General features: G+C 61.8%; 20 protein-coding genes. 12 read left to right on the forward strand and 8 right to left on the reverse strand.

What is annotated here, in order from left to right; genetic code table 11:
• Window positions 1-11: 11 nt before the first annotated feature.
• From HMPREF3149_RS10660 to HMPREF3149_RS10670, 3 genes are all read left to right on the forward strand, one after another.
• The gene (locus HMPREF3149_RS10660) at window positions 12-1,157 is read left to right on the forward strand and encodes an amidase (RefSeq protein ID WP_070538064.1); all 1,146 of its coding nucleotides are present in this window, start codon (window positions 12-14) and stop codon (window positions 1,155-1,157) included.
• Complete coding sequence (locus HMPREF3149_RS10665; RefSeq protein ID WP_070538066.1) at window positions 1,154-1,855, forward strand: CPBP family intramembrane glutamic endopeptidase; 702 nt, start codon at window positions 1,154-1,156, stop codon at window positions 1,853-1,855. The genes HMPREF3149_RS10660 and HMPREF3149_RS10665 overlap by 4 nt, the downstream gene beginning before the upstream one ends.
• Before the next feature lie 75 nt (window positions 1,856-1,930).
• Window positions 1,931-3,337, forward strand: a complete 1,407-nt coding sequence (locus HMPREF3149_RS10670; RefSeq protein ID WP_070538068.1) for an LCP family protein — start codon at window positions 1,931-1,933, stop codon at window positions 3,335-3,337.
• 107 nt (window positions 3,338-3,444) lie between these two features.
• Here HMPREF3149_RS10670 and HMPREF3149_RS10675 read toward each other — a convergent pair whose 3' ends face one another.
• From HMPREF3149_RS10675 to HMPREF3149_RS10685, 3 genes are read right to left on the reverse strand one after another with little or no spacing between them, the layout of a single operon-like run.
• Window positions 3,445-4,374: a DUF5926 family protein gene (locus HMPREF3149_RS10675; RefSeq protein ID WP_042532708.1), complete on the reverse strand. Its 930-nt coding sequence runs from the start codon at window positions 4,372-4,374 to the stop codon at window positions 3,445-3,447.
• Window positions 4,375-4,395: 21 nt separating this feature from the next.
• The gene (locus HMPREF3149_RS10680; RefSeq protein ID WP_070538070.1) at window positions 4,396-5,100 is read right to left on the reverse strand and encodes a glycerophosphodiester phosphodiesterase family protein; all 705 of its coding nucleotides are present in this window, start codon (window positions 5,098-5,100) and stop codon (window positions 4,396-4,398) included.
• The gene (locus HMPREF3149_RS10685) at window positions 5,100-6,047 is read right to left on the reverse strand and encodes an L-lactate dehydrogenase (RefSeq protein WP_070538072.1); all 948 of its coding nucleotides are present in this window, start codon (window positions 6,045-6,047) and stop codon (window positions 5,100-5,102) included. Before HMPREF3149_RS10685 ends, HMPREF3149_RS10680 begins: the two co-directional genes overlap by 1 nt.
• A 141-nt stretch (window positions 6,048-6,188) precedes the next feature.
• Between HMPREF3149_RS10685 and HMPREF3149_RS10690 the strand changes: the two genes are divergently transcribed.
• Window positions 6,189-8,030 (forward strand): alpha/beta-hydrolase family protein, encoded by a 1,842-nt coding sequence (locus tag HMPREF3149_RS10690; protein WP_083280857.1) that lies wholly within the window; start codon window positions 6,189-6,191, stop codon window positions 8,028-8,030.
• 25 nt (window positions 8,031-8,055) lie between these two features.
• Here the strand turns inward: HMPREF3149_RS10690 and msrA are convergent, their stop codons facing one another.
• Entirely contained in the window at window positions 8,056-8,706 is a 651-nt protein-coding gene (gene msrA, locus HMPREF3149_RS10695) for a peptide-methionine (S)-S-oxide reductase MsrA (protein WP_070538074.1), read from the reverse strand.
• Between the two features lie 176 nt (window positions 8,707-8,882).
• On the opposite strand from msrA, the gene HMPREF3149_RS10700 reads away from it, so the two are divergent.
• Entirely contained in the window at window positions 8,883-9,485 is a 603-nt protein-coding gene (locus HMPREF3149_RS10700) for a superoxide dismutase (protein WP_039672633.1), read from the forward strand.
• 155 nt (window positions 9,486-9,640) lie between these two features.
• Here HMPREF3149_RS10700 and HMPREF3149_RS10705 read toward each other — a convergent pair whose 3' ends face one another.
• The gene (locus HMPREF3149_RS10705; RefSeq protein ID WP_070538076.1) at window positions 9,641-10,204 is read right to left on the reverse strand and encodes a DNA methyltransferase; all 564 of its coding nucleotides are present in this window, start codon (window positions 10,202-10,204) and stop codon (window positions 9,641-9,643) included.
• A gap of 833 nt (window positions 10,205-11,037) precedes the next feature.
• Between HMPREF3149_RS10705 and HMPREF3149_RS10710 the strand changes: the two genes are divergently transcribed.
• From HMPREF3149_RS10710 to HMPREF3149_RS10720, 3 genes are read left to right on the forward strand one after another with little or no spacing between them, the layout of a single operon-like run.
• A complete protein-coding gene (locus HMPREF3149_RS10710; protein WP_070538078.1) occupies window positions 11,038-12,744 on the forward strand; it encodes a carbon starvation CstA family protein in 1,707 nt (568 codons plus the stop codon).
• A complete protein-coding gene (locus HMPREF3149_RS10715) occupies window positions 12,734-12,991 on the forward strand; it encodes a cory-CC-star protein (protein WP_070538080.1) in 258 nt (85 codons plus the stop codon). Before HMPREF3149_RS10710 ends, HMPREF3149_RS10715 begins: the two co-directional genes overlap by 11 nt.
• A complete protein-coding gene (locus tag HMPREF3149_RS10720) occupies window positions 12,982-13,947 on the forward strand; it encodes an ArsA family ATPase (protein WP_070538083.1) in 966 nt (321 codons plus the stop codon). Before HMPREF3149_RS10715 ends, HMPREF3149_RS10720 begins: the two co-directional genes overlap by 10 nt.
• On the opposite strand, the gene HMPREF3149_RS10725 is transcribed toward HMPREF3149_RS10720, so the two are convergent.
• Window positions 13,895-14,785 (reverse strand): LysR family transcriptional regulator, encoded by an 891-nt coding sequence (locus HMPREF3149_RS10725; protein WP_070538085.1) that lies wholly within the window; start codon window positions 14,783-14,785, stop codon window positions 13,895-13,897. The genes HMPREF3149_RS10720 and HMPREF3149_RS10725 overlap by 53 nt on opposite strands.
• 70 nt (window positions 14,786-14,855) lie before the next feature.
• On the opposite strand from HMPREF3149_RS10725, the gene HMPREF3149_RS10730 reads away from it, so the two are divergent.
• Together HMPREF3149_RS10730 and HMPREF3149_RS10735 are read left to right on the forward strand one after the other, a co-directional pair.
• On the forward strand, window positions 14,856-16,007 hold the full coding sequence (locus tag HMPREF3149_RS10730; protein ID WP_070538087.1) for an MFS transporter: 1,152 nt from the start codon (window positions 14,856-14,858) through the stop codon (window positions 16,005-16,007).
• Between the two features lie 11 nt (window positions 16,008-16,018).
• On the forward strand, window positions 16,019-17,311 hold the full coding sequence (locus HMPREF3149_RS10735) for a copper oxidase (RefSeq protein ID WP_070538089.1): 1,293 nt from the start codon (window positions 16,019-16,021) through the stop codon (window positions 17,309-17,311).
• Between the two features lie 134 nt (window positions 17,312-17,445).
• Here the strand turns inward: HMPREF3149_RS10735 and HMPREF3149_RS10740 are convergent, their stop codons facing one another.
• Window positions 17,446-18,882, reverse strand: a complete 1,437-nt coding sequence (locus tag HMPREF3149_RS10740) for a TM0106 family RecB-like putative nuclease (RefSeq protein ID WP_083280860.1) — start codon at window positions 18,880-18,882, stop codon at window positions 17,446-17,448.
• Between the two features lie 74 nt (window positions 18,883-18,956).
• Between HMPREF3149_RS10740 and HMPREF3149_RS10745 the strand changes: the two genes are divergently transcribed.
• Window positions 18,957-19,589, forward strand: a complete 633-nt coding sequence (locus tag HMPREF3149_RS10745; RefSeq protein ID WP_070538091.1) for a DUF6474 family protein — start codon at window positions 18,957-18,959, stop codon at window positions 19,587-19,589.
• A gap of 345 nt (window positions 19,590-19,934) precedes the next feature.
• The gene (locus tag HMPREF3149_RS10750) at window positions 19,935-20,252 is read left to right on the forward strand and encodes a histone-like nucleoid-structuring protein Lsr2 (protein WP_042532733.1); all 318 of its coding nucleotides are present in this window, start codon (window positions 19,935-19,937) and stop codon (window positions 20,250-20,252) included.
• Here HMPREF3149_RS10750 and HMPREF3149_RS10755 read toward each other — a convergent pair.
• The gene (locus tag HMPREF3149_RS10755) at window positions 20,249-20,887 is read right to left on the reverse strand and encodes a LuxR C-terminal-related transcriptional regulator (protein ID WP_042532736.1); all 639 of its coding nucleotides are present in this window, start codon (window positions 20,885-20,887) and stop codon (window positions 20,249-20,251) included. The genes HMPREF3149_RS10750 and HMPREF3149_RS10755 overlap by 4 nt on opposite strands.
• Window positions 20,888-20,910: the final 23 nt, after the last annotated feature.

Here is a 20,910-nt window from a genome sequence, read left to right on the forward strand (position 1 = left end):
ACTGGGCCGCCATGGACGTTAACGAGTTCACCCTGGAGCAGCTCCGTGAGGATCTCGCGGGCCTCAGCCCCGAAGAGCATGGTTTCACCTATCTCGATGTGGAGCGGCGGCCGCAGCACCACGGGCGTTTAAGCGGCTGGATCCTCTCTGTCAAGGATCTCAATGACGTCGCCGGCATGCCCACCACCCATGGACACATCGAGCGCACCTATCTGGCGGAGGAGACGGATCCTTTCGTGCAGGAGCTTATCGACGCCGGCGCGCTCATCATCGGCAAATCCGCCGCCCCCGAGCTGGGCCTTCGCGTCGATACCGAACCGGTGGGCCTGCCCCATCCGGATAACCCGCTGTACCCTGGGCACACGCCGGGCGGCTCCTCCGGCGGCGCAGCCGTTCAGGTAGCGCGCGGCCTGCTGCGCGCGGCACATGCCTCCGATGGTGGCGGTTCCATCCGCGTTCCGGCCGCTGCCTGCGGTGTGGTGGGCTTCAAGCCTTCCGGGGAGGACCTCTCCGTGCCTGGGTTTATTACCCGTTCAGTCGCTGACGCCGCCACGCTCCACGGCCTTCAGCCCCGCACGCCGCGCGCTCGCATCGGGGTGCTTACCGATCCGCTCTTTGCCGAGGTAGAAGTGGCCCCGCACATGCTGCGTGCGGTCAGCGAGGCCGCCGCGCGATTGGAGGGCGCTGGTTTCGAAACCGTAGCGATTTCGCCCTATCCGCAGGCAGCTGCCACTTTCGAGGCCTTCCAGCACATCTTCACCCACCGCCTGGCAGGCTTGGAGTTCGCGGAAGGCTACGCGGAGTGGATTCGCGCCCAAGGCCGCCGAGTGACCGACTTTGAGCATTCCCTGGCGCGCTGGCACGCCATTGTTCTGCCAGGGGTTCTCACGAAGTTCTGGCAGGTCGACGCCATCCTGACCCCCACGTTAGCGTTCGACCCGCCGCGCCGCGGGCACTTCCTCGCGCTGGATCACCAAGAGAATTTCGATGAGCAGACGCGCTGGTCACCGTGGGGGTCGCTGTTCAACGTGGCCAAGCTGCCTGCTATCTCCGTACCGTGGCCCGTGCCGCATCACCCGCCGGTGGGCGTCCACCTCGGAGGCATCACGCTTGACGACGCCTCCCTCCTCGGCCTCGCCCACGTACTGCACCCATGAGCCTCACGCGATCCCGCCTGCGTGCGGAAATCTTCATTGTCCTCACCATCACGTTCGGCATCTCCGGGGTTCGTGCGATGCTACGGCTGACCGATGCCCTGCTGAACCCCGCGCCGCTCAACGAACAGTCCGTCACCATCAACTCCTCGCAGTCCACCACGACGCTGCTCGACCTCGCGTTTCAGCTGTGCAGCACCGCTGTCTTGGTGGCGTGGGGAGCACTCGTGCTGTATCTCCTCGCAATGCCGCCACGGCCGCGCTGGCGCGATGGCCTGCACGGCGCGGCCTTGGCCGCGATTATTGGGTTGCCGGGCCTGGCGCTCTATTACACGGCGCTCCACTGGGGCTGGACCAAGGAGGTCATCCCGGGAGCCTTCGACACGTGGATTGAGATCCCCGTTCTGCTCCTCAAGTCCTTCGCTAACGCGTGGGCGGAAGAGCTCGTCGTGGTGTATTGGCTGATGACGCGGCTCAAGCAGTGTGGCTGGGCCCTTCCGGCGACACTGGCGACCTCATCCATCCTGCGCGGCTCTTATCATCTTTATCAGGGCGTATCAGCAGGCTTCGGCAATATCCTCATGGGGCTGCTCTACGGCTGGTATTTCCATCGCACGGGGAAGGTGTGGCCGCTGGTCATCGCGCACTTTCTTATCGACGCCGTCGCCTTCGTTGGCTACGCCTCCCTCTTCGGCGCTTAAAATATCGCTGAAAAGGCCCCAGCTGGCGCATTGTGAACACTGGGGCAGGAGTGATTTAGCGGTACAGTATTCCCCATGACATATCGAGGACGCGATCCTGAGCGTGAAACCCGGCGCGCCGGCGAGCCACCCAGCGATGCCCGCCGCGCGAGCTTCGGCAGCTCTGCCGGCCCATCCGGTGCCCACGCCGCCGGTTCCGAGTCCGGCGACTTCGTCCTCGGCGCGGATGGCCAGCCCTTACGCGACCGTTATGGCCGCCCGGTGCGCCGCCGCCCACAGTCCGCAAGTGGCAACCGTCACGGCTCGCAGGGCCACCACACCTCAGCCCACCGCGGCAATCCTCCCGCGGCTCGGCCGGAGGAGACACGTTTCGACGTGGACGCCTACATGGCGCAGCACACGCCCCGCCAGTCCGCACCGCGCCAGCAGCCAGTTCAGCACAGCGGCCAGCGCTACCCGCGCCGCGGCGCCGCGCCCGCTGCTGCCGCCCCACCACCGCGCAGTTATGACCCCGATGCACCAGCACGCAGTGTCCGCCGTCGCGCTGACGGCCGCCCGCACCGGCGCCGCAAGAAGGTCAACCCGCTCAAGCAGGTCTTCGGCTGCGCAGGCTGGCTCATCGCCATCGCGCTCGTCTTCATGGTGGCTTTTACCCTGTGGACAGACTCCCGCCTGACCCGCATAGATGCGCTGCCTTCCGAGCAGGTGGCGTCCACCTCCGGCACAAATTGGCTGCTCGTGGGGTCCGACTCCCGTCAGGGCCTCACTGAGGAACAACAGGCAGAATTAGGTACCGGTGGTGATGTCGGTGTCGGCCGAACGGACACCATCATGCTGCTGCACATCCCTACGTCCGGCAAGGCCACGCTGGTGTCCATTCCGCGCGATAGTTACGTCGACGTCCCCGGTTTTGGCATGGACAAGGTCAACTCAGCCTTCACCTACGGTGGCCCCCAGCTGCTGACCCAGACGGTGGAACAGGCCACGGGCCTCCACGTCGATCACTATGCGGAGATCGGTATGGGCGGGCTTGCCAACGTTGTTGATTCAGTAGGAGGCGTGGAGATCTGCGTCCAAGAACCCATCAATGACCCACTCGCGGGCATCGACCTGCAGGCGGGCTGCCAGAAGCTGCGCGGCCCAGATGCTTTGGGCTATGTGCGCACCCGCGCCACGGCGATGGGTGACCTTGACCGCGTGCAGCGTCAGCGCGAGTTCTTCGCGGCACTGTTGCACAAGGCCACGTCACCGGCGACCATTGCCAACCCTTTCAAGGCAATTTCCTTGGTCAACCACACCGCAGATTCCTTCATCGTGGGCCAGAAAGATCACGTCTGGCATCTGGCGCGCGTGGCGCTGTCGATGTCCTCCGGCGTCGAGACGGTCACCGTCCCAATCGGCGGATTCCAGGACACCGTGGTAGGCAACGTGGTGCTGTGGGACGACGCCCAAGCGCAGGCCCTCTGGGATTCCATGCGCTAGGGGCGCCGACTGGTCATATCGATCAAATAGGGCTCCAGAACTCCCCAGTTTTGGAGCCCTATTTGATCGAAACGTACCTACGCTATGATGCGCGGCCGGCGACACGACTAGCGCAAGGTCACCTGACGGGACTTGATGTTCTGCAGCTGCTTGCGCTCATCGGCGGTCAGGTTGGCATCGTTGGAGATCTCCTCCGTCAGAGCCTTGTTCACGCGGGAGAGCTCGGACTCATAAGAATCGTGAGCGACCTCCGGGTCTAGGTCGAAGACGGGGGCGATGAGGCCGTGGGTGCGGAAGACCCCGGCAAACTTGGTGTTCTCACCCAGGTTGAGCTCACCGCGGGCAGCGACGCGGGACAGGGCGTTGAGGAAGGCGTTCTCATCATCGCAGGGGCGTACCCAGCGGATATGCGCCTTGCCGCCACCGGCGTTGGCCCAGAAAGCGGTACCGATGAAGCCCTCGGCTTCCTGGCCTACCTGGTAGGACTCGATGACGGAATCGTTAGCGCGCTGCAGGGCGGTGGCCATGTGCGGCGGAACCTGTGCGCCCTCCGGCATCCACCAGGAGAAGTCCTGGTAGACGGTAATATCCAGCTCTGCAGATTCGTCGAGAAGCTCGGAGAGCTCCGGCTGGGAACCATCCGCAGCGGTGGACTCCAGGGTGGAACCCGGCGCGTTGTTCTTCACCCAGTTCAGGGCGAAGGCTAGGTCGCGACCTGGGTTGTGGGTGTGGGACTGCACCTGCAGGCCCACGAAGGCGTCACCGCCGGACTCCTCATCGCGGATGAGGGCTGCGGAGGCGCCCGGCAGCACGGTGGCAACGTAGACGTCCTTGTCGAAGCCCTTGACGGACAGCTTCGCCGTTGCGGAAGGAACGAATTCCTGCAGAGCGACGAGGCTAGCCTCAGCGGCGAGGCCGCCAAACGGGCGGGGGTCCTTTTCCAGGGCAGCGCGCTCGGCGGCGCGGGCAGCGAGCTTGGCTTGGCGGCGGGACATGCCCTCCGGCAGCTGTTCGTTGTTCTTTTTCTTCTTGGCCATACTGAACAACTTACCTGCTTGCTACAGCTCGATGGCGTGGAGGGCCACCTCTGGCTCATTCGTGGCGAGAATATCGACGCCGTTCGCCCATGCCCATTTCATGTCCTCCGGCTTATCGACGGTCCACATGTAGGTGGGCAGGCCATGTGCCCCGATGGCATCGGGCTGGAGTTTGGCACGCAAAATGGACATGCCTAAGCCCGTGGGCTGGGATAACAGGAAATCAGATCGGTTGAGGTGGCGTTCCCAATCACGGCGCAGATAAATACGATCCACATGTGGGGCCAGAGCCGTCATGCGACGGATGGCGTGATGATTGAAGGAAATCATGTGGATACGGGGGTCGTCGATAAGCCCCGCGTAGCGCAGCCGCAGCACCATTTGTTCCTCGAGGATGTCGCCCTGCCCCGAGGGGTGTTTAGTCTCCACGTAAAGGTGGTGATTCTTGCCGTCGAGCATCTCAAGGAGTTCGTCGAAAAGCAGCATGCGCTGACCATCTCCGATATCCAGCCGGCGCAGCTCCTCCCATGTCTGGCGGGACACGCGCCCCGAACCGTTCGTGGTGCGATCCACGGTGGGGTCGTGGTGAACCACCACCTTGCCGTCACTGCTCAGGCGGATATCGCACTCGATGCCGTGGATAGGCAGCTCGAGCGCTTTCTCAAAGGCAAGAGGGGATAACTCCGGATATTTCCCGGAGTATCCCCTGTGGGCGACAATCTTCACTAGCCGAAGATTTCTTCCTTGATGGTGTTCAGCGTTGTGTAGGAGTTCTCGAAGCGCTCCTTCTCATGCTCAGAAAGCTCCAGCTCGATGACACGGTTGACGCCGCTGCGGTCAACGATGGCTGGGGTGCCGATGAAGACATCTTCCTTGCCGTACTCGCCCTGCAGGTAAGCAGAGACCGGGAGTGCCACGGCCTGGTTCTGGATGACCGCGCGGGTAATGCGGGCCAAGGCCATTCCGATGCCGTAGGAAGTGGAACCCTTGGCGTCGATGATGTGGTAGGCCGCATCGCGGGTGTCCTCGAAGACCTTCTCAATGCGCTCGTTGTACCCCGGGTCCTTCTGGGAGCGGCGGGACAGGGACACACCTGCGATGTTCGCGGAGGACACAACCGGCAGCTCAGAGTCGCCGTGCTCACCGATGATGTAGGCGTGGACGGAGGTCGGGGCGACATCGTCCATCTCGGAGAGCATATAGCGGTAGCGAGCGGAATCCAGCACGGTACCGGAGCCGATGACGCGCTCGTGCGGGAAGCCGGAGGCTTTCCACACAGCGTAGGTGAGCAGGTCCACGGGGTTGGAGGCGACGAGGAAGATGCCGTCGAAGCCGTTCTTCATGACGTCACCCACGATGGAGTTCATAATCTTGACGTTCTTGTCCACGAGCTGGAGGCGGGTCTCACCCGGCTTCTGGGCAGCACCAGCGCAGATGACGACCATGGAGGCGTCCTTGCAGTCTTCGTAGGTGCCCTTGGTCACGCGGGTGCGGGACGGTGCCCAGACAACACCATGGTTGAGGTCCATGACGTTGCCTTCGAGCTTCTTCTCGTCGATGTCGATGATGGCCAGGTGGTCAACGGTGCCCTGGTTGACCAGAGCGTAGGCGTAGGCAATTCCAACGTCGCCGGCGCCGATGAGTACTACTTTGTTTCCAACATGATTTCCCATGGCACCTATTCTGCCCCCAATGTCCGAATATTGCTCGTTATGCGCCCGAATTCACAGATCCGGTAGTCCGATCTCACATTTCCGATGTCCGATCGGACGCCTTTCCAGGGTTATCTGCACGGCGGCATGAAAGCTGGTTCAATGGCGGGCATGCGCCAACTCGCCCGCCGCATCGCGTTGAAGTCCGCCCGAAAAGGCCTTCACGCTGCAATTTTCGGCCTCGAGCTGGTCAGCGATCTTACACCCGGCGTGCGCATGACGGGGAGGAGACGTCTGCCACAAAACATGTGGCCCGGCCTCTTCGGCGCCGAGGTTGCCACGTGGGCAGCCATCTCCCCATCCCTTCTGCCCCGCCCATGGTGGGTTACGGCAGCGAATGTGGCCATCGGTCAAGGCGCCGGGCACCTCGCCGCGACGACTCTGGCTTTCCTCACCAAACAGGGGTTGAGTATGGCTGGGCGACGTCCCCAAGATCACGTCGGCCCCACCACCCGCCGTTACTCCTATTACGCGCTGGGGCTCGGTACCTTCATCGCGGGACTGCGCTCGCTGAAGAACCAAACCGCCCAGGCTCGTCTCGTGAGCAAGCTCAACGACCGTGGCCCGCAGACGGCAGCCCTCGGCATGCTTGTGGGCACCGCAGGCTACGGCACGCTGCTCGTGCTCGGCGAGGCCACGCAGCTCACCGTCACACAACTCTCCCATCAGGTTCAGCGCTGGCTTCCCCGATGGATCGCCTGGCCACTCGCGGGCGGCGCCGTAGGGTTTGCCGCAGCAGTCCTGAGTGACCGCATGGTGTGGCGCCGCATGCTCCGTTCAGCATCCATCAACGCCCTTGAGCTCAACCGGTTGGTCTACCCCGGCTCGTCCATGCCGTGGGAGCCGGAGCGCTCCGGCAGCCCCTGGTCCCATGAGCCGTGGACAGCCGTTGGCTCACAGGGCAGGGCTTTCCTCGACCGCGGCCCGCGCGCCGAGGATATCCGGGAAGTCATGCACTATGACCGGGCACGTGAACCGATCCGTGTCTACATTGGCCTCATTCGCGGCCGCGGCCCGCAGGCCGCCGCCCGCCAAGCGGTGGCGGAGATGGATCGCACGGGTGCTTTCCACCGCAACACCATTGTGGTGCAGCTGCCCTCCGGCTCGGGATGGATTAACAACTACTCCGTGAGTGCCTATGAATTCCTCACCCGCGGCAACTGCGCCACTGTAGCTGTGCAGTTTGATTACCTGCCCTCAATGTTTTCCTACCTGGTAGACAAGGATCTCTCGCGCACATTTGCCCGCGAGCTCATCACCGCCGTGCACGAGCGCCTCGAGCTTCTCCCGGAAGATAATCGCCCTAAGTTCTACCTCAGCGGCGAATCCCTAGGCTGCTACGCCATCGTGGAGAACTACGAGACCGTCGACGACCTCCTCGCCGACTGCGATGGCGCCGTCTTCACTGGGCCGCCGCGCATGACGAGCTTCATGCGCCGCCTTCACCGTGAGCGCGGCTCCTTGGAGCGCCTGCCGCTTATCGACGGCGGCCGCCACCTCCGCTTCGCCGCCTCCCCTGAGCACATGACCCACGATGCCTTCGGCGAACCTTATGGCCCGTGGCAGCGCCCCCGCGTGGCGGTGGGCCAGCACGCCTCCGATCCCATCGTGTGGTGGGATAGCAAACTCATCTACGCGCGGCCCAACTGGATTCACGAGCCCACACCGAAGGCCCTGCATGCCGATACTTTTGAGAACCTACACTGGTACCCCTTCATCACCTTTTGGCAGGTAGCGCTGGACCAGATCAACTCGCTCAACGTTCCCGGCGGCCACGGCCACAACTACTTCGAGGAAACCTTCTGGTACTGGGATTCCGTTCTCGGCTCGCAGACCCGCGCCCAGCTCACCCCCGAGCTCGCGGAGCGCATGCGGGAGTTCGTCGCACGCGACCAGCTCAACAAACCGAGTGACTTCCGGACACAGGTGCGCAAACAGTTCTAGCCGCACACGCGTGCAGCCCACAGTTCTAGCCGCACTTCACACCAGTGCTGTGGTGCGGGCAGTAGCCGTTGGGCACCTTGTGCAGGTATTGCTGGTGCTCGTCCTCAGCTAGGTAGTACTCGCCGGCCTCCGTTTCACTGAGGAGGGTGACGTCGGTGGTGGTGGCGCCAAAGCCGGCATCGGCAAGCTTGGCAGCGTAGGAATCCACCAGCTGCTGAATCTCCGCGCGTTCTTCCTCCGTCTCTGGATAGAAAGCAGAGCGGTACTGGGTGCCCACATCGTTGCCCTGGCGGAAACCCTGAGTCGGATCGTGGGCCTCCAAGGCCTTCACGACGAGGTCGCGCAAGCTTACGCGCTCTGGGTCGTAGGTAATCTGGACGGCTTCTGCGTGGTTAGTCAGTCCGCGGCAGACCTCGTAATAGGTGGGGTTCGGGGTGATTCCACCGGCGTATCCCACGGAGGTGGACTCCACACCTTCAGTCTCCCAGTACATCTTTTCCGCACCCCAGAAACAACCGATGGCGATGATGAGGGACTTCTGTCCCTCCTTCCACGGGCCAGTGATAGGTGTGCCCAGCACGGCGTGGGGCTGCGGGTTGTCCAGGATGGGCTCTGCCCGGCCGGGGAGGGCTTGGTCTTTAGAAACGAGCTTCGGTTCGGGCTTGTAGAGGAACATTCAGGATTCTCCTTTACGTGTTGTTGCACCACTTATACTCTCCCACGCTGTACGCGAGCCAGGTTTTTGTTCACCGCCTCGGACCGGCGACTAAGCGTGGCGACTAAAAGTATTGTGGCCAAATTCTCAAACTGCCCCTACCATGGGCCGCGAACCCAATAGAAAGGATTTCAACAATGGCTGTTTACGAACTTCCGGAACTCGACTACGCCTACGACGCACTGGAGCCGCACATCTCCGCTGAGATCATGGAGCTGCACCACTCCAAGCACCACGCTGGCTACGTTGCCGGCGCTAACGCTGCGCTTGAGGCTCTGGAGGAGCAGCGCAACGGCGAGGCTAACGCTGATGCCATCCGCGCGCTGTCCAAGAACCTGGCCTTCAACCTGGGTGGCCACACCAACCACTCCATCTTCTGGAAGAACCTTTCCCCGAACGGTGGCGGCGAGCCGACCGGTGACCTGGCTGAGGCTATTAACCGCGACTTCGGTTCCTTCGAGAAGTTCAAGGCTCACTTCTCCGCTGTTGCCACCGGCCTGCAGGGCTCTGGTTGGGCAGTTCTGGGCTACGACCACATTGCTGGCCGCCTGGTTATTGAGCAGCTCACCGATCAGCAGGGCAACATCTCCGTGAACTTCACCCCGCTGCTCATGCTGGATATGTGGGAGCACGCTTTCTACCTCCAGTACAAGAACGTGAAGGCTGATTACGTCAAGGCAGTCTGGAACGTCTTCAACTGGGAGGACGTTGCTGAGCGTTACGCTGCTGCCACCAAGTAAGCAGCTCACCGGCCTTAGGGCCAGCTAGCGCTACACCGCGCCGATGCCCCTCGGATTTTCTGGGGTCTCGGCGCGGTTTCGCCGTTTTTCAGGTGCCTGCAACTGAGCAATATGGGCCCGTGCCTGACCACAAGGGCCCTAACTGACGGAAAATCTCAGCCCGCCGGTTCTTTGGCAAGATACTCGTCTTTTTCTTCTTCGATGAAGAGATAATTTCCATCATCAATTGGTTTGTTGCCGATGCCGATGACAGGTACGTCGCAAAGGGGCCTATTGCGATTCCAGACGAAAATATCCGGCGCGTCGGCCAGGTATGTGTTGAGGCGGCTCGGGTGGAGATCCATCGGGTTTGAGTCTGGCGTCTCGTAGTGGAATAAGCGCGGGGTGACCTTTTGCTTTGAAAAGCTCACGATGACGCAGAAGACATGAGCTTGGTCACTTGCTTCGTTCGCCCAACGGAAGGCGTCGTGCGCGAAGTCAATGTGGAAGCCCAATTGGGTGATTGGGTACCAAATGTTTGCTACCTGTTCGCCTTGGACAACCGAGTTGGTCGATACGAATGCCGTGCGTACGGTGTGGTCGCCCATGTACTCTGCGGCCTTGATGAACCAACCCGCTACGTAGTCGATGTTGCCGACATTCTTCGTTCCCTTTGGAAAGACTGAAGTGCCCCAGGTTTTGTTCCGTCTGAGCAGATGGGAAAATCTGGGGCACTTCAATTGACTTCCTTCACCCCGTTCACTAGGCGTGAGGAAGTTGAAGGTTGGTTACCGAAGCAATCTTAGATCGCCGAAATTCGGCCTGCGCGATAGCTCGGTAGAAGTTATCATTATTAGCACCACTGCCAATATCTACGAAAAGCATATTTAACATGCAAAAACAACAACACCGCATCGCCGCCATGGTTGTCGCAGACGTTATTGCTTGGCTGGCCCTATAAAAACATGGACAATATCGAGCATCGCATTTCCCAATTAGAACTTAACCAAGGACGGCTCGCAATCCTACTCACCTCAGCCCCCGAAGAGCATAAAGCGTGGGATAAAGCGTGCCTACTCCATGACCTCACCTTCGAACAAGAATACAGGGCTCGACAAGAAATCCTAGATTTCCTCAACTCAGAAGCGACTGATAGTAACGAACTACTATCAAAAGTAAGCCACATCGTAGGACATCCCGCAGTAGCTCGCGACCTCGTAAGCGCATTTAAACAACGTGGCACGGCAGCTCAACGATGGAAAGAAATAGACTCGGAAAACCTACTCTGACCATTCAGCTCACTGACTGAATGTTTCACAGAAAGAGCATCAAGTGTTGAACTAGTACTCAACGTTTGATGCTTTTGTCTTTCTGTTTTCCCATATGAGGGCGGAGGAAGTGAGGGAATCTCCGTCAGTTAGGGCACCTAGGCCACCCGCCACAACTTTCCCTATAGAGATGTAGAAATTAACTCCGCCTTCGTATCGTCGCTATGGCATAATTCACATCACCTGCACATGCGGTGGCACCTCACTTTGTGCCGTTGCCCCGAGAATCTCTACAGGTGGTTACTGTGAATTCACTCATCCTTGTCTTTATTGGGCTCGCCATGATGCTGGCGGGCTATCTGCTGTACTCGCGCTTCCTAGCATCGAAGGTCTACCAGCTCTCCGATAACTTCACGACGCCTGCACACACCATGGAAGATGGCGTCGATTACGTCCCCACCAATAAGTACGTTCTCTGGGGCCACCACTTCACCTCGGTCGCCGGTGCTGCGCCCATCATTGGCCCGGCGGTTGCCGTCATCTGGGGCTGGCTGCCAGCCTTCCTGTGGGTCACGCTCGGCACCGTTTTCTTCGCTGGTATGCATGATTTCGCCGCTCTGTGGGCCTCCCAGCGCCACCGCGGCCAGTCCATCGGCACGCTGTCCGGCCGCTACATTGGCGCGCGCGGCCGCGCTCTCTTCCTCGTGGTCATCTTCCTGCTGCTCCTCATGGTGAACGCGGCCTTCGCTGTGGTGATTTCCAACCTGCTCATCTCCACCCCGACGGCCGTTATCCCAACCTGGGGCGCGATCCTCGTCGCCCTGCTTATTGGCCAGGCCATTTACCGCCTGAACTGGAACCTGCCGATTGTCTCCGTCGTTGGTGTGGCCGCGCTCTACGCGCTCATGATCATCGGTGACCGTTTCCCGTTGGCGCTTCCGGAGACCGTCATGGGCATCCCGGACCGCGGCGTGTGGATCATCCTGCTCTTCGTCTATGCCTTCATTGCGTCCCTGCTGCCAGTGTGGGTGCTGCTCCAGCCCCGTGACTACATCAACGGCCTGCAGCTCTTCGTCGGCTTGGCCATCCTCTACGGTTCCTTCCTCATCACCGGCCCGGAGGTCGTTGCCCCAAGCGTCTCGGACCACGTTCCGGGCGATGCACCAAGCATCTTCCCGCTGCTCTTCGTCACCATTGCCTGCGGCGCTATTTCTGGCTTCCACGGCGTGGTGAGCTCCGGTACCTCCTCCAAGCAGCTGGATAAGGAAACGGATGCCCGCTTCGTGGGCTACTTTGGTTCCGTCGGCGAAGGCCTTCTAGCGCTGGGAACTATCGTGGCGACCACCTCCGGATTCAAGACGGTTGCGGATTGGGAAAACGTCTACAACGAATGGAATGCCGGCGGCGTGGACGCTTTTGTCCAGGGTGGTGGCTCGCTTATGAACGAGGGCCTGGGAATCCCCACCTCGCTGTCTGCCACCATCCTGGCCACCATGGCTGTCCTCTTCGCTGCTACCACCATGGACTCCGGCGTGCGCCTGCAACGCATGGTAGTCTCCGAAGCCGCCGAGCTCATGGGGATCAAGCTCAGCGGCGTGGTCGCCACCATCATCGCCGTAGGCTGCGCGCTGGGCTTGACCTTCTCCACGGGTGCCGATGGTTCCGGCGGCATGCTGATCTGGCCGCTATTCGGCACCACGAACCAGCTCATGGCTGGTCTGACGTTGTCCATCATCGTGGTCATCCTCACCCAACTGCGTCGCCCAACGTGGCCGGTTATCATCCCGCTGGTCCTCGTCACCGTGATGTCCCTGTGGGCCGCGGTCCTGCAGCTCAAGACTCTCTTCCAAGCGCAGAACTGGCTGCTCTTGGCCATCGATATCGTCATCATCGTCGCCGCCGTGTGGGTCATCGGCGAGGCCATCGCTGCCATCTCCCGCGCGCGCAAGGCGCCGCAGGTGACCTGGAACGATGAGGATGTCGAACCCCCTCTTCCGGTCGATGCGCGATAAGCTCAGGGCCCTTGGGCGCGGCCTCACCGAGTTCTACTCCGCGCCCTACCGCAGGTCCTTCGCCAAGGCGCAGCAGGAGGAAGATGATCTCTTCATGCTGCTCGTCATGTCGGAAGCCCTCGGTGTACCGAACCCCGCCAGCTATTACACCCTGGAGCTCCTGCCGCTCATGTACGAGGATTTTCATGCCTGGCACACGCGCATGGGCATGGAGCGCTCACCGTTGAACGGAATTTCATGCTGCTAGCCCCCATCATGTTCTTCGGCGGCAAGGGCGGCGTGGGCAAGACCACGCTGGCTACCGCCACCGCACTGCGTCTGGCCCAGGAGGGAAGGGACGTCCTGCTCGTGTCCACCGATCCGGCCCACAACTTGGGCCACATTTGGAACGCCACGCTTTCCGACGTCCCCACGACCCTCCACCCCCACCTCGCCGCCGTGGAGATTGACCCGGCGCGGGCAACGGAGGAGCACCTGCGGGACGTCGGCAAGCAAATGCGCCGGTTTATGCCCGAGCGCCTACACCGCGAGGTTGACCGCCACCTGGAGCTTGCCCGGCATTCGCCAGGCACGCACGAAGCGGCGATGCTGGAGCGCATAGCGGAACTTCTGGAGTGCCGTGCGGACTACGATCACATTATTTTCGATACCGCACCTTCGGGACATACCTCGCGGCTTATGGCGCTCCCTGAGTTGATGGCCGCCTACACCGATGGACTGCTCGCGCGGCGCGAGAAGTCCGATAAATTCGGCGCGGTGGTTCGCGGCATGACATCGGCGGAGAAGTCCGTATCCGCCAGCTCCATGGACCCGGTGGATCGTCGTAATCAGGAGATTCGCTCCACGTTGCTCAAGCGGCGGCGCCGGTTTGAAAACCTGCGCAGCGCACTGACTGATTCCTCCACCACCTCTTTCTTCCTCGTCCTCACCGCCGACCGCACCCCGGTGCTGGAGACCGCCGAGTTCTTCGAGGACCTCACCGCCAACGGAGTGCACGTGGGCGGCCTCGTGGTCAACCGCCGCACGCCGGATAGCGAGGATGATTTCCTGCAGCAGCGTCGAGCCTCCGAGGATGAGGCACTGGATCTTCTGATGCAGAAGCTCCCCGGTCAGCGGGTCGTGGAAATCCCCTGGCTGCCGTATGAGGTTTCTACTCCGGACGCGTTGAGTGCACTGGCGGATTCCCTACCACGAAATCCTTGAAGCGTTCGACGGGCGGGGCTTCATCCCCGATGCGCCACACCAGTCCCAGCTCGCGGTAGGCCGCGGGTTCCAGCGGGATAAGGTTGCTGGTGTGGAGATACGGGTCATCAAGCGGCAAGAGCGCGGAGCCCAATCCCGCGGCCACAAGGCCTGCCACGGTCGTCAGCTCCATTGATTCGAAGACAAGCCGGGGCGAAAAGCCGGCGTGGGCCGTGAGGTCATCGAGAAGCATGCGCGTTCCATAGCCCGGCAACATGCCGATGAAAGGCTCCTCGGCAAAGTCTCTCAGGCGCACGTTTTCTCGGCCCACGGCCCAGTGGCCCTCCGGCACCGCGAGGCCGAGGCGCTGCAGTTTGAGCTGGTGCCAGCCCACCGCGGAGTCCGTATCCGGGCGCGGTCCCACGAGTGCGAGATCCGACTCCCCCGCCAGCACGCGCTCCACAAGCACTCGCGCCGCCCCCTGGTGCAGGCGAATATCCACGTGCGGATGCTCGGTGCGGTAGGCCTTGAGCAGCTCCGGCACCATCCATGTGCCGAGGGAGTGCATAAAGTCCAGCCGCACCGTGCCGCGCTCCGGATCCATGAGGCGGGCCACGGCATCGCGCGCAGCGTTCTCCGCGGTGAGCATCCGCCGCGCCTGCGCGACGAAAGCCCGCCCACGCGAGTTGAGCCGCAGGCGCCGCCCACTGCGCTGGAATAAGCTCGCGCCGAGATCCGCCTCCACTCGCTGCACACGGCGGGTCAACGCGGGTTGGGAGAGCCCGAGGGCGTCGGCAGCCGCGCCGACCAGACCATGGTCCGCCACAGCGACAACGCCGCGCACATCCTCCAGATTCATGCACACCTCGCATGATTTACTTGCTTTCTGCACATTTTACACATAACCGCGGGCAGGCCATGCTTGATTCATGACGAGAACCCGGCGCGCCACCATCGCCATGCTCTTCGTGGGCTTGGCGATTTTTTCCTGCCTTTACCCCACCCAAGCCATGCTGCCCACGTTGGTGGAGGACATGGGCATGTCCTCCACTGAGGCCGCCATGACTATTTCCGCCGCGACCGGCGCGCTGGCCGTCTGCGTCATCCCAGTCTCCATCATTTCTGAGCGCATCGGCCGCGGAAAGCTGCTGCTCGTTTCCACCATTGCCGCCACGCTCATCGGCATGCTCGTGCCACTGGCCCCCACACCGGAGCTCCTCATCGCCACCCGCGCGCTGCAAGGCGCGGTGATCGCTGGCGCACCCGCCACCGCCATGGCATGGATTTCAGAGGAGCTGGAGTCCGACTACGTCGCCCGCGCCATGGGCCTCTACATCGCCGGCACCACCATTGGCGGTCTCACCGGCCGCCTCATCCCCACCGGCTTACTGGAACTTACCTCCTGGCGCTGGGCACTGTTCGGCTCCAGTCTGGTCACCCTGATCCTGGCCATCATCGCCGCAATTTTGCTTCCCTACCAGCAGAACTTCACACCGAAGGAGATCCACTTCCGCTCAGAGCTCAGCGCCATTTTCCGCCACGGGCGCGATACCCGCCTCATCCCGCTCTTCATCGTGGCCTTCGTAGCTATGGGCACCTTTGTCTCTCTCTATAACTTCCTAGGCTTCCGGCTCATTCACCATTTCCACCTCTCGCCCGGTCTGGCTGGCCTCGTCTTCCTCTTCTATCTCACGGGCACGTGGTCCTCGGCACGAGCGGGCCGGCTAGTCTCGCAGATGGGCCACGCCAATACCCTTCTGCTCTCCTGTGCGCTCTTCGCGGTGGGCATCGCGCTGTGCGCCGGTTCCCTCATCCCCACCTTGCTCGGAATCATCCTGCTCACCATCGGTTTCTTCGCCGCGCACTCGACGGCCTCAGGCTGGGTAGGCCACATCGCAACCCATGACCGTGCCGAGGCCTCCAGCCTCTACGTCTTCTTTTACTACCTGGGCAGTTCCATCCTGGGCGCACTATCCGGCGTGCTTTTTGACTCCCTCCCCTGGGCCGGCTTCATCGCAACCTACGCCCTCTTGGCCCTCGGCATTGCAGGTATGAGTTGGGTCGTGAGAAAAAACGGATAAACTCGTGTTTTATGGATAAGTGGTCGCCCCGCACGTGGCATAGGAAAGCATCCCGCCCGGTCAGCATCTGGATGATGATTTTTCTCATCGCCGGTGCATCCCACATTCTCATACCCAACTACCGCTGGGTGCTCATCCACCTCTTCACGCTCGGCATCCTGACGAACAGCATCATCGTGTGGTCCCAGCACCTCACCGAGAAATTCGTGCAGCTCCGGCTTCCTGACTCGGCGCGGCCACGGCAGCTCGCGCGCATCTATCTGCTCAACGCGGGCGTCATCGTGGTGCTTCTTGGCCAGCTACTCGTGCGGGCCTGGGAGAAGCACTGGATACTGACGCAAGCGGGTGCCACGCTTGTTGCCGCCGCTGTGCTCTGGCACGGCGCAACGCTCTTCGGCCTGTGGCGCCAAGCAGAGTCCAAGCGCTTCCGGCCGGTCGTAGCGGCCTATGTGGCCTCGGCGTTTTTCCTTGCTGTCGGCGCCGTCCTTGGCGCGCTGCTGGCTGTCTACCCTGCTCACCCGCGTCTGCTCATCGCGCACGTCACCGCCAATGTGGGTGGCTTCGTGGGCCTCGCCGCTGCAGGTTCGCTCACCATCCTATTCCCGTCCATCTGGCGGACCAAGGGCGTGAACCCACGCATGAACTTAAGCTTTGCACTGTTGAGCCTGGGCGTTATCGCCACCCTCATCGGCTCGGTGTGGAATATCCCTGAGGTCGGCCTCATCATCTACTGCTTAGGCTGGCTCGCAAGCCTGGAAGGCTGGCTGGTCAACGTCCTCACTGTGGCCGAGGACCCACGCGGGCGTGTCACCTTCCCTGCGCTGTCCGTTCTCTTCGCCGCGTTCTGGTTGGTAGGTGGCCTCACCTACTACACCGCGCAGCACTTCTTCACCGACGAACCGAAGATTCCTATGCTCGCGCTCGTCGTTGGCTTTGCCGCCCAACTCCTTGTTGGTGTGATGAGCTATCTTATGCCCACGACGATGGGCGGCGGTCCCTCCGCGGTCCGGGCTGGCCTGCAGGAATATAACCGCTGGGGGATTGGGCGCTCCGTCTTCATCAATGGCGGTTTGGCGCTGTGGCTGGCCACGTCCAGCTCCCTCACCATGGTCATAGCCTCCCTGCTCAGCCTCGGTTCCATGGCGCTTCTCTCGGTCCTCACCGCCCGCGCGGTCAAGGCACAAAAGGCTGTGCTCCAGAAGAAAGCCGAGGGCCCTGCCCCCGCGACGGCCACGGATTGGAACCAAGCGTTGATTGCCCTTGGCGTCCTCGTCCTCGTCGGCGCTCTCAGTTTCGTCCTCTAGGCCCTCTGCCCCTTCCCCAAGCCCCCAGACCTGCAACCCGAAACGCCCAGGTGGGCGTCGCCAAGCGCGCGGGACACAGGAAATCCCGACCTGGGAGTATGGGGGCCCAGGTCTGGGGAAATGGAACGAGGTGGTTAGGAACCCAACGGCGGGACGCCCGGCGCGCCGGCAGACATCCACTCGCGGACCACAGAGGTGGCGGTGACATCACCGGCGTTATAGCACAGGATCTGCTCGCGAGCGGATACGTCACCGGCAAGGGCAGCGCGGCGGGCGTTGACGGATTCCTCGCCGTCGAATTCCTCCGGCCACTCAAACCCCGCAACGGGGGCCACGGTCTTGAGGCTGAGACCAGCCGTGCCCGCGAAACTGCGCTTGACATGAACAAACATGTCCACCCACTCCTCCGAGGAAATGAACTCCTCCACCTCCTCCAGGACAGGATGCCGGAAGCGCTGCGCGGAGCGGCGCATCCAGTGGTTTTCACCATGGGCCGAATAACAATACGCGGCGAAGGTCTTGCCCTCCGTGTGGGCCTGGGACCGCACACCCATGAGCCACTTCCAGAACTCAGCGAAGTTCTCCGCCTCTGCGCGCCCGCCCAGCGGCTCCCAGGTTACGAAGGGGATGTACTCGCCATTGAGGCGCGCGCCCCACAGGTAGGCACCTTGGTCAAGGTAAGCCTCCATATCGACGTCCACCTCGACGTCGGCCCGGGGAACGCTGATTGTACTGCGGCGTAGCAGCGGAATGCCGTCGCGCCAGGCGGCGGCGAGGGCGGAGGGGGTGCCGAGGGAGGCGTCGATAAGCGCCTGCACCGTTGTGATTCCGCGCTCACGATAAGGATTCGCGCGGTCACCCGGAAGGAAAAGTGAGATGTCATCCCGGGCCTCAAGCTCCGGCTGACACAGGTGCCAGAAGCGGCAGGAGGCACACTCCTTGACGCGGCGCGGGCCCTCCGGAAGGGGCTGGGCCAGTGCAGCATCGACGGGATAATGTGCAGTCTCGGCAACAAAAGCCTGGCTGCGATCCTGTCCAATCGTGGCGCCGCGCCCAGAGTTCAAGCCCACCTCCTCGAGGCCACGGGCGGCGAGAGCCAAACGATAACCATCAATCGCATGATGCTTGACCTTGTATTTCGCCGGCAAAGGCTCGCTCAGCCCCAGGCGGTGCGTGGGAACCACGAGAGTTCGACCATTCTCATTCGGCCGGGCCACGCGGTGGTCAGACACGATGACGGGGCTGTAGTTTTCACCATCGCGGACGAGCAGCTCCACGCGAACCATCCACTCGTCGGTGGAAAAGACCGCATTCGTAATGTGGGTATAGCCATACGCAAGCGCCTCAAGCGTGGCCATGGCCCGCTCAAAATCCGTGCCCTCGAGATCAATGCGGCGAAAGCGCCCGGGCCCTGTGCGCGGAATCAGGGCAAGGGCGGCCTCAATGGCCGCGGCGTGGCGCTCGGCCCGAGCCTGGCCCGTTGGGGTGCGCGGGGTATCCGGATGTGCGCGGCGCTGCACGAGGCGATAGCGGCAGCCCACGAGGTCCGTGGCGACGAGCACATCTTTCACACCAGGTGAGCTTAGTAGACCACCTTGCTAAAGTTGTAGCGAGACCCTACCGATGAAAAATAAAGGACGTTTCAATGAGCTTGATCAAGAAGATCCGCAAGGCCCGCCGTGAGGCGCGCGCTGAGGTCAAGGCTGCTAAGACCCGCGCCAAGGCCGAGGTCAAGGCCGCCGACAAGGCCAAGCACCGTCAACAGAAGCTGCTGGCCAAGCAGGAGAAGGCCCTCATCAAGTCCGAGGAAAAGGGCCTGAAGAAGCGCCGCAAGCACGAGTACAAGATGGCCCAAAAAGAACTCGAGCGCATTAAGGAAGGCCGTTTTAACAAGGACAACGTCAAGCGCTATGCCGGTGCCCTGCGCACCGCTGCTCCGCTGTTGCTGCCGCTTATCTACCGTGGAATTACCGCAGCCCAGCGCGAAATTGAGAACAAGCGCGCGCAGAAGGCCGGCGTGTCCGCTGACCAGCTCGCGTCCTTCGCTGGCCACGGCGCACCGCTCAAGGCTCGCACCGCCGGCGTGCGCAACTCCCTCAAGGACGCCAACGTGCCGGCGGGCTTCAAGCGTGACGTCAAGGAGCGCCTCAACGAGCTTGATGCGGCAATTGATAACGCCGAGTACATGACCGAGCAGCAGCGCCAGCGCGCACACCGCTCGATCTCCGGCGAGATTGACTCCATCAACGCCGATATCCAGGCCAAGCTGCGCGCCTAAACTCCAGCGTCCCCTGTAGCCGCGGCCTTCCCTGGGTCGCGGCTTTTCTGCATTTCCGATGCTTTTGGAGCCCGCCATCCTTAACATTTAAACATGGATTTTAAATGCAGGACCACAGCATTCAATCAGTATTGCAAACGCCAGCGATCCACCCAGGGAATTCCACACCGTTTCCCCAAACTCTCCTATTACTTTAAGGTTATGAGAACTCGCCAACCCTATTTCTGAGATATAGTCGGTGACGAGGATAACCGGTTTTAAAACCACACCTCAAAAAGTAACTACTATGTAAAAGTGCTCTTCTAACCCAGCGCACAGGGCTGGGACACTACTGAATGGAGAACCATGGCACGCCGTGAAGTAACGCAGTTCTTTGATGACCTTGACAATAGCCCGCTTACTGAGGAAGAACTTACCGTCATCCGTTTCAGCGTTGATGGCAAGGACTACCTCTTGGATGTTTCCCGCGAAAATGCAGACAAGTTTCATGCCGCTTTGGAGCCTTTTGTCAAGGCGGCACGCCACCCAGTAAAGACGGAAACTCGCCGCTACAAGCCGTCTGATGTTCGCGAATGGGCAGCTAAGCACGGCTACGACGTGGCAGAGCGCGGCAAGATTCGCAATGACGTTATTTTGGCCTACCGCGACGCCAACAATCTTTAAAGAACTCCCTGCTCGCGGGCAGCCGCCACGGCGGAGGTGCGCGAGCGCACTCCCAGCTTGTCGTAGATGTGGACGAGATGGGATTTCACGGTTGCCTCGGACAGCATGAGCTCCACACCGATCTCGCGGTTCGAGGAACCGGCGGCAACCAGCTTGAGCACCTCAAGCTCGCGCGGGGTGAGGGAGGTGCGCGGGGTGCGCACTCGCGTCATGAGCTTGTCCGCCACCACGGGTGAGAGTGCCGAGTCGCCCTCCGCCGCGGAGCGCACCGCTGCGAGGAGCTCGGCGGGTGGCGCGTCCTTGAGCAGGTAGCCCACTGCACCGGATTCAATAGCCCCGAGGATGTCGGCATCCGTGTCATAGTTCGTCACCACGAGGACCTTGGGCGGGTTATCCATGGAGTAGCGGATGGCGGCGGTGGCTTCCGCGCCACCCATAACGCGGGTGCCTTCAATGCCCGCACCAAAGCGCAGGTCCATGAGGAGGACGTCGATACCACCTGCTTGTGCAGCGGAGACCGCGGCTTCAGCCGTGGCGACCTCGCCCACCACCTCGATGTCCTCAGCGCCCTCGAGCACAGAGCGTAAGCCCAGGCGCACGATCTCGTGGTCATCGGCAAGCAAGACCCTAATCACGGGCTTCCTCCTCATTGGTACGG

Origin of the sequence: Corynebacterium sp. HMSC05E07 (assembly GCF_001807225.1) — a bacterium.
Lineage (GTDB): Bacteria > Actinomycetota > Actinomycetes > Mycobacteriales > Mycobacteriaceae > Corynebacterium > Corynebacterium singulare.

Bases quoted from the DNA above. Each gene is read 5' to 3' on its own strand.
- HMPREF3149_RS10660 (WP_070538064.1), top strand. From the start codon at position 12: ATGGACGTTAACGAGTTCACCCTGGAGCAGCTCCGTGAGGATCTCGCG.
- HMPREF3149_RS10665 (WP_070538066.1), top strand. From the start codon at position 1,154: ATGAGCCTCACGCGATCCCGCCTGCGTGCGGAAATCTTCATTGTCCTC.
- HMPREF3149_RS10670 (WP_070538068.1), top strand. From the start codon at position 1,931: ATGACATATCGAGGACGCGATCCTGAGCGTGAAACCCGGCGCGCCGGC.
- HMPREF3149_RS10675 (WP_042532708.1), bottom strand. From the start codon at position 4,374: ATGGCCAAGAAGAAAAAGAACAACGAACAGCTGCCGGAGGGCATGTCC.
- HMPREF3149_RS10685 (WP_070538072.1), bottom strand. From the start codon at position 6,047: ATGGGAAATCATGTTGGAAACAAAGTAGTACTCATCGGCGCCGGCGAC.
- HMPREF3149_RS10690 (WP_083280857.1), top strand. From the start codon at position 6,189: ATGGCGGGCATGCGCCAACTCGCCCGCCGCATCGCGTTGAAGTCCGCC.
- msrA (WP_070538074.1), bottom strand. From the start codon at position 8,706: ATGTTCCTCTACAAGCCCGAACCGAAGCTCGTTTCTAAAGACCAAGCC.
- HMPREF3149_RS10700 (WP_039672633.1), top strand. From the start codon at position 8,883: ATGGCTGTTTACGAACTTCCGGAACTCGACTACGCCTACGACGCACTG.
- HMPREF3149_RS10715 (WP_070538080.1), top strand. From the start codon at position 12,734: ATGCGCGATAAGCTCAGGGCCCTTGGGCGCGGCCTCACCGAGTTCTAC.
- HMPREF3149_RS10720 (WP_070538083.1), top strand. From the start codon at position 12,982: ATGCTGCTAGCCCCCATCATGTTCTTCGGCGGCAAGGGCGGCGTGGGC.
- HMPREF3149_RS10725 (WP_070538085.1), bottom strand. From the start codon at position 14,785: ATGAATCTGGAGGATGTGCGCGGCGTTGTCGCTGTGGCGGACCATGGT.
- HMPREF3149_RS10730 (WP_070538087.1), top strand. From the start codon at position 14,856: ATGACGAGAACCCGGCGCGCCACCATCGCCATGCTCTTCGTGGGCTTG.
- HMPREF3149_RS10735 (WP_070538089.1), top strand. From the start codon at position 16,019: ATGGATAAGTGGTCGCCCCGCACGTGGCATAGGAAAGCATCCCGCCCG.
- HMPREF3149_RS10745 (WP_070538091.1), top strand. From the start codon at position 18,957: ATGAGCTTGATCAAGAAGATCCGCAAGGCCCGCCGTGAGGCGCGCGCT.
- HMPREF3149_RS10750 (WP_042532733.1), top strand. From the start codon at position 19,935: ATGGCACGCCGTGAAGTAACGCAGTTCTTTGATGACCTTGACAATAGC.